The 13,770-nt window shown below is 34.3% G+C and carries 7 protein-coding genes; 3 read left to right on the forward strand and 4 right to left on the reverse strand.

The window, feature by feature from the left end; genetic code table 11:
* Positions 1 to 8: 8 nt before the first annotated feature.
* The 3 genes from ACMAZI_RS09595 to ACMAZI_RS09605 all read right to left on the reverse strand — a co-directional run bounded on the left by ACMAZI_RS09595 (position 9) and on the right by ACMAZI_RS09605 (position 10,723).
* A complete protein-coding gene (locus ACMAZI_RS09595; RefSeq protein WP_412473281.1) occupies positions 9 to 8,918 on the reverse strand; it encodes a PKD domain-containing protein in 8,910 nt (2,969 codons plus the stop codon).
* Positions 8,919 to 8,945: 27 nt separating this feature from the next.
* A complete protein-coding gene (locus tag ACMAZI_RS09600) occupies positions 8,946 to 9,227 on the reverse strand; it encodes a hypothetical protein (RefSeq protein ID WP_412473280.1) in 282 nt (93 codons plus the stop codon).
* Between the two features lie 374 nt (positions 9,228 to 9,601).
* Entirely contained in the window at positions 9,602 to 10,723 is a 1,122-nt protein-coding gene (locus tag ACMAZI_RS09605) for an aminotransferase class V-fold PLP-dependent enzyme (RefSeq protein ID WP_412473279.1), read from the reverse strand.
* 106 nt (positions 10,724 to 10,829) lie between these two features.
* Here ACMAZI_RS09605 and ACMAZI_RS09610 point away from each other — a divergent pair, with 106 nt between their 5' ends.
* Genes ACMAZI_RS09610 through ACMAZI_RS09620 form a run of 3 tightly spaced genes read left to right on the forward strand, consistent with a single transcriptional unit; the run spans position 10,830 to position 12,428 of the window.
* A complete protein-coding gene (locus tag ACMAZI_RS09610; RefSeq protein ID WP_412473278.1) occupies positions 10,830 to 11,444 on the forward strand; it encodes a hypothetical protein in 615 nt (204 codons plus the stop codon).
* The gene (locus tag ACMAZI_RS09615) at positions 11,441 to 12,253 is read left to right on the forward strand and encodes a matrixin family metalloprotease (protein WP_412473277.1); all 813 of its coding nucleotides are present in this window, start codon (positions 11,441 to 11,443) and stop codon (positions 12,251 to 12,253) included. The genes ACMAZI_RS09610 and ACMAZI_RS09615 overlap by 4 nt, the downstream gene beginning before the upstream one ends.
* Positions 12,254 to 12,305: 52 nt before the next feature.
* On the forward strand, positions 12,306 to 12,428 hold the full coding sequence (locus ACMAZI_RS09620) for a hypothetical protein (RefSeq protein WP_255509259.1): 123 nt from the start codon (positions 12,306 to 12,308) through the stop codon (positions 12,426 to 12,428).
* Here the strand turns inward: ACMAZI_RS09620 and murD are convergent.
* Complete coding sequence (gene murD / locus ACMAZI_RS09625; RefSeq protein WP_412473276.1) at positions 12,421 to 13,728, reverse strand: UDP-N-acetylmuramoyl-L-alanine--D-glutamate ligase; 1,308 nt, start codon at positions 13,726 to 13,728, stop codon at positions 12,421 to 12,423. The two genes, ACMAZI_RS09620 and murD, sit on opposite strands and share 8 nt — an antisense overlap.
* Positions 13,729 to 13,770: the final 42 nt, after the last annotated feature.

Genomic DNA, 13,770 nt, shown 5'->3' on the forward strand with positions numbered 1-13,770 from the left:
TCTACCCTCTACTCGTTACTCATACATGGATCATCTGGTAATGTGTCTTCAAAATTATCACAAACCTTACTGTCCTTATCATCAACAAATGCACCTCCATATACAGTAGTGGAAACTACATTTGAACCAGCATTAACTCCAGAGTTTTCACCGATTACAGAATCAAGCAAAGTAGCACCAGCTCCTACAAAACCATTATTACCTACTCCAGATCTCTTAATATCTGCACCTACTTCGACAGTCACATCTTTCCCCAAGTCAGACTCATCAAGAGTTACACCTGAACCTATAATTGAATCTTCACCAACAGTACTTAATACAAAATGGCTTCCGGATCTAACTTTTACATTATTCTCAATGTAAGTAGCTTGAAATTCTGCACTATCACCGACATTGCTATTTTCACCAATTCCAGAGCTCAAGAAATTACCACCAGTCTCAACGATCGCCCCATCTTCGATTACAGATTTGACAAAACTATTGTTATTCTTTATTTCGACACCTTTACCAAAGCCTGTCTTAATCCCCTTAACATTACTCCCTATTTTAGCATCTTTATCAACAAAAGAATCTTCAAGATTCGCTTTCTCACCGATAACTGCATTGTCTTTTACTGTACTTCTAAGTATTGTAACGTTAGTATTAATATCAGCTTTTAAGCTTACCGCAGAATTGTCGATCATAGTATTGTATGGGAGAACAATCGAGTCAACGGCAGGGGAGCTCAAACTAGAATCTCCTGCTAGAGAACTTTGATTTATAATGGATGCGTTGCTGCCCATAGTTAACTTGTTAACATGTACAGTTGAATTATCGATAACTGAACTAGAACTAAATTCTCCATCTAGTAGTAATACTAATGAATTATTTTTAATAGATGCTCCTGAAAAATCCACTTCTTTATTAAGATAAGTAATAACTTGAGAAGTATTCGAATTCAAATTTGTCACTAAAGCATTTGATATATTACTTTCAATTATACTTGATCCCTTTACACTTGAATTTTGGATTAATGAATTAAATATGATTGTATTTTCTATTACATAGTTTTTAATACTCTTAATTGCTAAATCATCTGATCTAGAGCTATATAAAAAAAACGGATTGACGCATGAAGTACAACTTTTAATTTTCAAAGAATCTAAACTATCACCCTCTCTAAATTGTACTTCAATATTAGGTCCTTCTAGAACAGAATCAGAAATTTCGAAGGTTCCATGACTTGCTCCATGCTCAACATACACCCTAAAAGGATGACTGGCCTGAGCATGTAAAACATCATTCATATTTAATGTTGAATTTTTTAGCTTAATTGAAGCAGGGCCAGAAATAATCATATTATTATTCATAGATGAACAGTTCAAATTACTTGATTCCAAATTGAAGACAGAACTTTCAGGTTCTAAAGGTGAATATCTAGAAGGAAAAGAGCAGCCAATAATACTAGAACTACCATCGATATTAAAACTAACATCTCCTAAGAGACTGTCAACTACTTGCCCTCTATTTATTATTGTTTTAGCTTCATTGTAAGCAAGAATACTACTATCCTTAATCTTTGCATTTACAAGCTCCATGTTACCATCAAACATATATGTAGATGTAAGGTGCGACATAGAAAGTGCTTTAGTAAAACTAATATCAGTGTTTCCAGAAATAACGATATTCGGTGTATACCCACCTATATACTCGGGTATTTCATATCCCATCACAACTCCAGGACTCCCTACCCATTGAACAATATCTACTGTCTCATCTGTAGCATTACCGATTGATACCCCTTCACCAGCAATTATCATTACATTCTGGTGTAAAGAGAAGTCTGAAAATGGATATAAGTTAGTAATCTTCGTATTGTCGCCAAAAACTCTTGCCCCATTTGTGACTTTGACTCCGCCTTTGACCTTGGCTCCGTCACAAACGATTCCCCCATTAGTAATAAGCTCTGTATACTCAACATTTTCTAAGGATTCAAAATAGCCTCCATACTTGTTTCCATATACTGGCTTATCACCACATTCCGACTTAAACTGGAAACGGTACTCTGAAATTGACTTAGTTTCCTCAAAATTGAAAAGATCAGTGAATCGAGATTGTGTTTTCAATGAAAAGTTTTCAGGTACTTCTTCATCATTAGCAAGATTAAAAATGATATTCCCTGCGGAGTGCTCAACTTTTATTTCACTACGTAGTCTTCCTTCAACACCTATCGTAAGCAATTTATCACTGAGCACATCTATCATAGTAGATTCCGACAATGACTTATCCCCTCGTATATGCGCAACCTCAGTCTCTAGCTGTGTAATAAAGCTTTGCGCCATTAAAAACTCTATAATGTTTGTTACTAAACCAACAAGACTTGCATCCATCATACCTATTGAATCCATAACAATATTTAACGACCCTAAATATTCTTCAACAAACCCTTCACCATAATCTACACTACCATCAACTTGTTTAAAGATGGTATGAGGATTTTCAACTCGTCCCCTTAAAACATCTTCTTTGTAATCATGATACCCTTGCACCTCCATTATAATATCGACACGAAGCCCCCTGCCATTATAAACCTCGTAAGCACCTACTTCATTTCTACTAGCATCGATGTTATTTACTCTCAAATCAAGATATTCATCATTAATCACATTTGGATATTTTACATTTACAATACACTTCTTTACTAAATACTTTAAAGAGATCATTTGTACTATTTTTGAAATAGAGGCAGCTACTCCGGCAATTGCCAAAAACTTCCCTGTAACAGACGCTGTTGACGGTGCATTTAAAACAGTAAATAAAGTTGCAATTGAAATACCTTTACTCACTCCTCCTACAAGAGCGCCGAATCCTCCATTTAACACAAGCCATCGGCTGCACGACTGTGCTTCATTATATACATCAACATCGGTAAGAGCATAAACATTCTGCGGTAAAGCAATATTTATAACATCATGAAACAAAGAAGTTACTTTATTATTCTCTGGAGCTAATCTATTAAAACTATCTGCATAACCATTGAAAACAATTGCAAACATCTTTAAATCATCATCACTTAAGTCAGACATAGCAGTATCAATCTTTGCTAAAAACATTTCAAAGAACTTTTCTGTATCATCATCATCAGGCAACTGACTTATAATAGAATTTCTGTACTTCTTAAAGGCAATATCTGCCGCAACAGACGGTCTTTCTAAGTTTATGATCTCATTCAATGAAACATCGTAACTGAGAGTGCTGTTGTCGACAACAATAGTTAAAACAGAGTCCTCAGCTTTTGTATAAGCAGGAATGAATCCAACAGTATCCGCACTCACTTTATAACTATCTAACTCTACATCATTCAAATAAACAGCATAACCTTCATCTTCAAGCTTAAAATTTTTGAATGTTAAAGCTATTGGAGAAATAAAACTAAGCTTCCTTGGGCTTTCGTAAATATTTATATCTTCAATAACAAGTGAAAATCTTTTTATTGAAACAAGCCCTTTCGAATCTTCAACTTTTAAAACAACATCCTTTCTCCCTCTAGAGCTAAAGAGATGAGAGAAACGACTATTACTATATGTGACTCCATCCACCATCCAATTAAATGAAAACTCGTCATTATTAGGATCATGAGTTCCAGAACCATCAAATTCAACAAGACGTCCTGCTTTACCATTAGGGCGAAATACTTCTACATCTATTACAGGCTTACGATTTATTGAAGAAAAGTCTACATACAGCTCTTCCTCATACTCAATCCCAAGGTCGTCTGTAAATGTTAACTTAAGAGTTTTTTGATTTAAATAATCGTATCCAAAAGTAACTTGATTACTAACAGTATAGACCTTAGGCTTATCATCGATTGTCCATGCATATTTTGTTATTATTCCATCAGCCGTTTTTCTTGCATGAACATCAACATTACCATCATTATTCAGTGTAGCGACAAGTTCAACTTCAGGTTTTACATAATCAACAAAAAGTTTCGCTGAATCGTAAAACCTATAATTACTTGAAATGGCTTCAACTTCAATATCATAGCTTCCTTCATTCAAGCTCAAAATTATGTATCTATCACTTGATTCAACTAACTCATCATTCAGGTACCATTTATATGATTCAATAATATCCGTATCACCTGAAATAGAACATTTGAACTTAAAGCTAGTTGAATTTATACAAATAAGGCTTGCGTTAAACAATTGAGTATCTTCATCACTAACGACAATTCTTTTAGTTAAAGAATATAGTATTCCATCAACAATAAATGATACATCTAACTTATGAGAACCATGTTCACTTAGTGATTGAGTGAAATCTTTTAGGTTAGAGATGTAATCACCATTAAGTTTCCACTGAAAGTCAGTAGCATTAACATCTGACAAGTCTGATATTCTACATTCTATATTAAGAGATTTATTTACACAGAATATTTCAGGTGACAACTTTTCACCTTTTAAATAAATTGGTAGAGAAATCTCTTTTTCACCATACCCTGAGTATACAATATACTTTACAACGTAATTATCCCTTTCTTCATATTCATGCTCAAAAAAGTCCCATGTCCAACTAGAAAATGCAGGATCGAATGTTTCAGTATTACCATCACCCCAGTCAATCTCAATAGATTGAATTTCTTCATCTTTTGAAAGCGCGACTACATCACACCCCACATAGAGGCCACCTTCATCAAAACACTCAAGATGTGAAATAAAGTCTTCACCTTCTTCTGTAATAAATACTCGTGCAGTTTGTGACGTTGTCATTCCATATTCATCAACAATTGTTAGAGTTGGATAATATGTACCTGGTTCATAGAAATGCGTGTGGATTGGCTCATTTCCGGTATAAACAGTTCCATCACCATAATCAAAAGTGCGACTTACGATCTCACCAGTTGGAGACATTGAAAGATCGACATTAAAGGTTACATGTGGAGCAAAGTATTGCTTTTCATATCTAAAATTAACAATTGGAGGAGCAGGAGAAACTTCATCATCTGTCACAATGACCTCTTTTGCAAGAGTAGTCACAAGTTCTTCATCTCCGTACTTTACAAACTCTACACTTACTTCATAAGTACCAGCACTTGCATACTGATGCTTAACTCCACCTTCATCTGGAATCCAGTGTTCAGACTTTTGTCCATCTCCCCAGTCAATAACTAGTCCATCAAATAGCTTTGCAGGGTCAAAAACATCTCTAAATTCAATAAAGACTTTTCGTGGAGCAGATGGAACAACTTCAAATTCCATAACAGGTGGTAGTTGGGCCATCTCTTCATTTGTTCCTACAAAAACACTTCTTTGATACTTAAATACTTGGTCATAGCTATCAGTAACTTCTAAAATTACGTCATGATTTCCAAGAGAGATATCATTTATATAAATTGAATCTAAGTGATAATAATTTGGAAGAACGTAATCCTGGCCATCAACGATAAACTTGGCCGTTTTAATTTGATCACGCGGTATACTTTGAACAAATATAAGCTCAAGCATCTCATCTTCAACTGCATATTTAAAGAAAGCTTCTCGAGTATTAATAATTGGTGCGGAAACATTAATTTTAATCTTACTACTTGAGATATATCCATTTGAGTCAGTGATCTTCGCCTTAACATAGAAGATTCCTTCCTCATTAAAAGTATGATTAAAACTATTAGCTGAGTTTTCTTGCTTCAGTTCATTTATAAAGTATTCAACAGTTGAAATACCATTTGGAACAATAGACTCAGAAGTTGAAAAGCTTAATGTCTCACCAATTTCAAGATTTGTCTTTGTTGTTGAAACCTTAACGACCGGTCTTGATGGATCAAAACAATTCCCAGAACCTGTAAGAGTTGTATTTTCAAATGTACATTCTGGTGAAGAGGCCGTGAATGATTCAACAGAACTTAGAGCAGCGTTCTCTTCAATATTAATTAGAGTATCAGAAAAGAGATTCACTTCATTTGCAGAGAGCAGACTTTGTGTTTGAATATTTAGTCCATCACGAGAATCAAGACAAACTCCACCAGTTGTTGAAAAGTTAAAATTCTCAGCGACATTTATTGAACATGGAGTATGAACAATTAGATGCTCATCTCCAGAATAGCTAAATGCTAGTGCTAGATTCTTGCTACTTACATCACTACTTGACTTATAACTTTCAACATCTGACAAAGATTGGGCGACAAACACCTCACTACAAGATGCATCTTCACTAAACTCTTGTTTTATACACTCAAACTCCTCAGGAGCAAGTTGAACAGCGTAGTTAATTGTGAATTCATTTGTATTTCCTGCAAGGTCAGCCATTGCAATAACGACAGCCTTAGCACCTTCTTGCGTATTTGAAATTGTGTATGAAAATGATTTTTCATTTAGAGATACGCTGTCTCCATTAACACTTAGACTATTCAATTCTTCACTTACGACACCTTTTAGTTCATATGTTAATGAATCAAGACTTTGACCATCTATTAAGTTAATTGATGAAATAGATGGTTTTGTACCATCATAGATTACTTGAGCGATAGTAAATGATTCAGTATTTTCGGCCTGATCAAGAACAGTAGCTGTGATTTCATTACTTCCCTCTACTAATTCGATACTAGTTTTTATAACTTTTTCAATTGAAGAAAGTACTTCAATGCCATTTCTAAAAACCTTAATATCAACTGCAGATAGATCTTCAATACTAAAATCAAGTGGAATAGTCTTATTAACAGTGAGTCCACCTTCAGTATTATTTTGTGCTAGTACAGGCTTTTTGTTATCAAGTGTTAGTTTTGCAATATTTGCGCTACTAGTATTTCCAGCGGAATCGGACATAAAAATAGTTATTTCATTTACGCCATAGTTTAGATTAATAGAGTTATTAATTAAGTTTTTACTTGTCTCTAGAATCTTTGTTCCATTATTAAATACACTAGTTGTTACAGGAGTTGAGTCTTGAACTGTAAAGTCTAGTGTATATGAACTTGTAGATAAAACACTATCTGAATTTGCATTTCTTAAAAGTATTGGCGATACATTATCAAGAATAACACTTGAAACATCAGCATTACTTACGTTACCGGCAGCATCAGTCATAACTATAGAGATATTATTACTACCATCACTAAGAGAAATACTCTCATTTACATTTTTATTTGTTGTAGTTAGAACTTTAGTCCCATTATTAAAGACTTCAGTCGTTACAGTTGAAATATCTGAAATTGAAAAGTTTAGAGTTAGACTTGAATTTGCTGTATACCCACTAGACGTTTTATTATTTGCTAAAGTTGGGGCAATATTATCAATTGAAACTGTTGTAATCTCGACTGTTTCAGTATTACCGAGAGAGTCCGTTAGCTTAGCACTTATGATGTTTTCACCACTAGATAGAGTAATACTTTCTTGAACATGCTTATTAGAAGTTGTTAATAACTTATCCCCGTTACTAAAAACAATCACCTCAACACTTGATAAATCACTCACTTTGAAATCAAGATCGAGTTTATCACCTGCAATAAATCCATTTGGTGTATTATTTTCAAATAAAGTTGGGACAGAATTATCAATGAAAAACTTATTTACAAGCTTTGTACTCTCATTACCAGCATTGTCTCTGATTAGGGCCATAATTTGATACGATCCATCAGACAAGTTTAAATTTGAAACATTGTATTCAACTTCTTCTTTATTTATTCTAGTTGATGTAATTGACGTGCCAGAGACAACCTCATCTTGTGTATTTCTAATTTCAATCTTTATTGAATCATTCAGCAAATGACCAAAGCTATCTCTTGCAAGGTACTTAACATTTTCAAACTTATTTAATGATATTTCGCCTTCACTAAAAAAATCTGTACTAATAGTTGGCCTTACATCATCTCTCGAGACAGGAAGTGAGAACCCAATCTCACCATAAGGAAAATCAAGAGATATTTTCTTTTTGAAGAATTTAAAATAATGATTGAGTTTCTTAGTAAGTTTAAGTTCAAAGTTATTAAGGTCAGAAACTTTTAATCTATCTGAAATAAAAGTTAGACTTCTCTTTTGCCCAAATGGAAGTTCGCTAAACCCACTCGACTTTTTAAGATTACCATTAAAGAATAGATCTAAATTGTATTGATCTAGGCCATCATCATTAAATGACTCGTCAATTTTATCATTTTTCTCATCAATTCCAGGAAACCAAAAGCTTTTATCTGTTAAATTCTTAGTTGATGCCTCAATAGTTACTTTATCACCTTCAATTGCAGATCCTACAGGAGCTCTAAGAGACATTTTATGTCCTGAAAAGAAACTTGAATAATAAAATGGGAAGGCAACATCATTATCAACCTGTAACGGTATCTTCACTTGCGCTAATACAGACGCATCTTCTTCAATTAATTCATCAATATTTTTAGAAACTCTTTCAAGTCTTTCCTTTAAAACAATTAACCATTCAATAAGAAGCTCACTTGAGCCTCTTTTGTTTCGTTGTTGAATTCTCTTTTCTAAGAGAACAATTCTCTTATTAAGTTTAGCTTGAAGCCTCTCGTACCTCTTAATCTTAAGATCATCTTTAGCAACTAAAATATGTAGTGTATTTTCATTACCAGAAGTAAGTTCAGGTGTATCAAATGACCACTCATATACTTTTCCCTTCTTTTTAACCATTAACTGGTCTGTTACTTCAGTCATTGCATCAGGAAAATATGCTCTAATTGATACATTCCCTTGTAGGGTTGCGCGACATTTTAATTTGTTGAAGATAGAAGAGTATTTAGATACACAGATAGAACCACTTAACTGTGCAGTCTCACCTGAGTTATACTTCACATGACTTGCTTGAGGTGTATTGTAATTAATAACAACACCCTTTCGATTGTAATTCGTTCCAACCCCGGCCATAGAACTAAATGAAGTAAAGGTAAGTGATATTAAAAGAATAAACTTTGCTAATGTATATTTACACATGATCAAACGTCCCGCCTAAATTAAGTATTAATTTGAGTTTTGATTACTAGTTAAAAGAAGTAGTTCCTGATAATCCTCTTCAGAGATGGCACCATCGGCCTTTAATTCATCAAGTTCAGTTTTTGATAAAGAATAAGCTGTATCACTAAGTTCTTCTTTAAGATCTTTAATCTCTTCCTTTTTTTCCTGAATAAAAGAAGATTTTGAACTGGGTTCTGACTTATCCCCGCCTGATAATGATTTTTCTTTTTCAATGCAACTAATTAAAGTCGAACTACAAAATAATAAAATTAAAAATGAATTTTTCATTTATCCCTCATCAAATATTTCTATTTAACTGAGTATCGGGCACAACAAATTTAACTGAAAAGGAAATGTCATTTTTCTTTAATTTCGACTATAAAAACAATCACTTAGCTATGAAAACTCAAGAAAATGAGAACTATATAGCTACCAAGTTAATCTATAATTGACGTTCGAGCGACGTTTCTAAAGAGAACCTAAAGAAAATAGAAAAATTTGAAAATAATGAATTATAAAATCACAAAATATTGGCGGTTTTTCTAACTTCAACTTATCTAAAGTTTTACTTTTACTATTTACTTACTACAACATTGTTCATGAAAGAAAAAGACCGGGCTATACCCGGCCAATTGAATATATATATTAGCTAAAGAATAGAATTATACTGATGCTTCATTAATAGCATTTGAAATAATTTTTGTAAGCTTTAGAAGATCCTCAAGTTTCACATTGTGAAAGAGAGAAATTCTAAATTGATTCTTACCAAGCTTACGATAAGAGTTGATTCCATTTGCAATGTTTTGATCTTCTAGAACTTTTACAAGTGCATTGGCATCGTACTTCTCATCAAGATTGATCGTTGCAACAGATGTTGAGCGATACTTCTCATCTTGAACAAATGCTTCAAGGAAGCTTTCCTCTTTTGCCCATCCGTAAATTAACTCAGCTTTTTTATTTGCATGCTCAACGGCATACTTTTGTCCACCTTGTGAGTCCATAAGCTTTACTTGCTCATTAAGGAAGAAAAGAGTTGAAATACTTGGTGTATTATAAGTTTGATTCTTTACTGAATTATCAATCGCTGTCTTCCAATTCATAATTCCTGGAATATAACGATCACTTGAATTAATTTCTTCAGCACGCTTTAGTGCCTTTGGCGACATGATGGCAACAAATAATCCACCTTCTGAAGCGAAAACTTTTTGAGGTGAAAAGAAGTAACAGTCAATCTTTGATAAATCTAAAGGAATTTGACCTGCTCCACTCGTTGCATCAACGGCCACAAGAGTATCTTCACTAACTGTTGGTATTGTTGTTGTTTGCACTCCAGTTGAAGTTTCATTAAGAGTGAAACAAACCATGTCGGCGTCAGCGTGATCCTTAGGCTCACAACCTTGTCCATATTCACTTGCAATCTCTTCGGCATCAATCCAAGGAATTAAGTTATGTGACTTATACCACTTATTTGAAAACTCTCCACATGTGTAGTGAACACTTTTCTTTCTAACTAGACCAAGTCCAATCATATCAAAGAGAAAAGTTGCTCCACCGTTACCCATAACGATTTCATAACCTTCCGGTAGATTATAAAAACTTCTAAGTCCATCTTGTATTTCTTTAACAAGATTTTTTACAGCTGGTTTTCTATGTGATGTTCCAAGAAGTTCAGCTTTTGTATCAGCAAGCTTTTGGATAAATTCTGTTGGAATAAGAGATGGCCCGACACCAAAGCGTGGGTCACTTGGTACTAGTTCTGATGGTACTTTATAATTTTCGAACATATTAAATTCCTTTTCTAATAGTCATTACGGCAATTTTAATTAAATTCACACCATTTGCAAACAATAACATATTGCCAAATAATAAATTCTTCTTAACAATTGTGTCATGAAAAAGTTGACCTTAACAGTTGCATGCTTTGTCTTTTTCATGACAAGTCTCGTAACAAATCAAACAAATGCACAAATATACAATATACCTGGTGAGTTCTCTCTAGGTATAGGAAATATGACAAAGTACGTTGGAAAGGTTCAAAAGGACCTAGACGGTGGACGAAATTATTTTGATTTCAATCCATATCTTCGCGCCAATTACCGCTCAGACTTTTATTGGGATAAGAACTTAATCCTTGAAATAGGCTTAACAATTCCACAAGAAGGAGCTGATGATGCAGTTACAGTAACAAATCTTTGGCTTCAAGCATTAATTGAACATGTGATTAGTGACTTTAGATTGCAGGCCGGTGCTGGACTCTTCTTCACTTATACGAAAATGGATGGTGAAGTTCAAACGCTTGGTAATGGAATTTCGACTCAACAATATAATACACCTTCAGATGTCCAAACGGCGGTTAATAATATTCTCGTGATAGGAAGTGACTATCTGTTAAATAAGGACATTTTTATCAATGGCCAAATTAGTGCCTTTAATATTGAAGACGGTGATGAGCGTGCATTTAGCTATGGGCTCTCAATTAATTACACACTAGGTAATAAGAAATGAAAATACTTTTAAGCTTTATCATAGCTTTTTCGGCCCAGGCCTTTACTATCAATGCCAATATACCTATTCGCTTTGCAGATCCTGAAATTAGAGTTCACGTTGCAGACAATGCTTGCTCAAATATCACAGACAGCGCCGATGAAATTATGGATATGGTAGAAATAGCAGCAAGTAATTACTGGAATAAAATTTCAACAAGTAGCCTTCATTTAAAAGGTGGCAATATTCAAACTGTTGATAGCGCTTATACGACAAATGGAATCTGTAATGCTGGATCAGCTGGCTGCTCAACTCAAGTACCAGATACAAATAGAGATATCCTGATCGTCTGTAACGGCAATACTGATGTTTTCACTTCAGTTGGAATTCTGGCAGTAACCCTTCCAAATAATCTAAGTGGTGCAACAATTGTTGGCTCTGTAATCGGAATTAATGATATTTCTGGAACTAAGTATAATGAGCAAACTCGTGCCCAGAAGATTGCTCTCTTTGCCCATGAAATTGGACATGCCTTTGGTCTTGGCCATTCTAAACTTGAGGATTCTTTGATGTACTTTAGAAATCTAACAGGACGAGAGACAATCGGAGAAGACGATTGGGACGGAGCGACTTACCTCTACCCTAAAGAGCAAATTCCAATGTGTGGCACAATTGAGCAAATCGATAAGCAAATCGATGATAAGCTCGAGGGCACAAACTTGTCTGAACAGTCTCCTGCAAAGCCTTCCGGTGGTTTTTTCATAGGTGCTATCATGTTATTATTGAGTTTAATAATAACAATATTTACGAATCAAGAAAAAATTTGTTAAGAAGTTAAATTTTTTTCTAAAGATTCAAACAGTAAGTGCCGATAATCACATTATGGAATCAAAGTCAGGAAAATTTATTTTAGGTATTCTTATCATTTTTCTATTTAAAGTCGCAATTGCTGACAATATGAGAGATACCAAACCACATGAAGTTAAGATCTCTGTTCTTAAGTAAGCGCTAATTTCGTAAAGTGCTCACCTCTTTTGATATAGTTCAGATACTGATCAAATGAAGGAAAGGCCGGCGAAAAGAGAATTACTTTTGCTTCAAATCCAGCTTTAAACACATCATCCAAATTCTCATAATACTCACAATCAATTTCACGGCATTCATTACTTAAAATCTTTCCAGACTCACCAAAAAAGTAAATCTTTCTTATCTCATTCTTGAATTCATCTAAGCGAGAAAGCTGATTATCACCTTCGCCTCTTAATTGACCACCAATGATAAGATCCACATTTCCTAAGTTTTCAACTCCTTTAAGTGCAATACAAGTAGAATCCCAATTAGTGGATTTTGCATCATTAAAAAAGTATTGATCAGATTCATGTTTAATTAATTGCAAGCGATACTCAACACCATGAAAGCTCTCACAAGCACCTTTAAAAGCATCGATATTACCTGTAAAAGCATCCCACAAGAGGTAGACGAAGTAGGTATTGATAATATTGTGTTCACCAAATATTTTAAGTTTTGAGACATCGATATAAGAAGATAATTCAGAGATAATCTTTTTCATATCAAGATCTAGTGCATGGCCATTTCTCATCTCATATGGAATTGCCACAGGAAGGCCACTTGGAAAATAGGCCACACCACCATTTTGCATATTCTTAAAGATTTCATACTTATCAAGTCCATATTCCTCGATACTATGATAGCGCTCGCCATGACTAAAAGTGAGATTTAAAAGTCCGGCCACATCACATTGAAATTCCTCAATAAGATTTAACTGAAAGCTTGAAAGCTCTAGGATAATTCCCTGGGCCTGCTCTCTTTCACCACTCATACGATCGTAGATATAATCACAAAAAGGCACACCAATATTGCCACCTATGAAGTAATCCCCTGTCGTATCATACTTTGCACACTCTGCAAGAAAGCTAACAACTGTGGTTTTTCCATTAGTTCCAGTAACTCCTAGAATTGGAGCATCAGCAAATTTATAAGCAAGTTCAATTTCACACCAAATAGGACATGTAACACCATCAAAGATATCAATATCCTTAGAGATTCCTGGAGATAAAATAATCAAATCCATCTCTTTTAATAGCTCATTTGAATTCTCTTGCTCCACCTTGCCCAGAATACTTCTTGTCTCTTCATATCTTGGCCAAGTCTCAACCTCACCTTGATTAACTAAATAAACGTCCTTTTCAAGAAATGTCAGAAGGCGAAGAGCTGAGCGACCTGAAACACCGAGTCCTACAACTGCAATTTTATTATATGGATTAAGAGATTCATTAATAATCATAGAAAAGTCCCGTTTTAAATGGTGGTTAGTCATGCTATAAAT

This window comes from Halobacteriovorax sp. YZS-3-1, assembly GCF_047084945.1.
Classification (GTDB): Bacteria; Bdellovibrionota; Bacteriovoracia; order Bacteriovoracales; family Bacteriovoracaceae; genus Halobacteriovorax_A; species Halobacteriovorax_A vibrionivorans.

Excerpts from the sequence above, each read along its gene's own strand:
- ACMAZI_RS09595 (WP_412473281.1), bottom strand. The coding sequence starts at position 8,918 with ATGTGTAAATATACATTAGCAAAGTTTATTCTTTTAATATCACTTACC.
- ACMAZI_RS09600 (WP_412473280.1), bottom strand. The coding sequence starts at position 9,227 with ATGAAAAATTCATTTTTAATTTTATTATTTTGTAGTTCGACTTTAATT.
- ACMAZI_RS09605 (WP_412473279.1), bottom strand. The coding sequence starts at position 10,723 with ATGTTCGAAAATTATAAAGTACCATCAGAACTAGTACCAAGTGACCCA.
- ACMAZI_RS09610 (WP_412473278.1), top strand. The coding sequence starts at position 10,830 with ATGAAAAAGTTGACCTTAACAGTTGCATGCTTTGTCTTTTTCATGACA.
- ACMAZI_RS09615 (WP_412473277.1), top strand. The coding sequence starts at position 11,441 with ATGAAAATACTTTTAAGCTTTATCATAGCTTTTTCGGCCCAGGCCTTT.
- ACMAZI_RS09620 (WP_255509259.1), top strand. The coding sequence starts at position 12,306 with ATGGAATCAAAGTCAGGAAAATTTATTTTAGGTATTCTTATCATTTTT.
- murD (WP_412473276.1), bottom strand. The coding sequence starts at position 13,728 with ATGATTATTAATGAATCTCTTAATCCATATAATAAAATTGCAGTTGTA.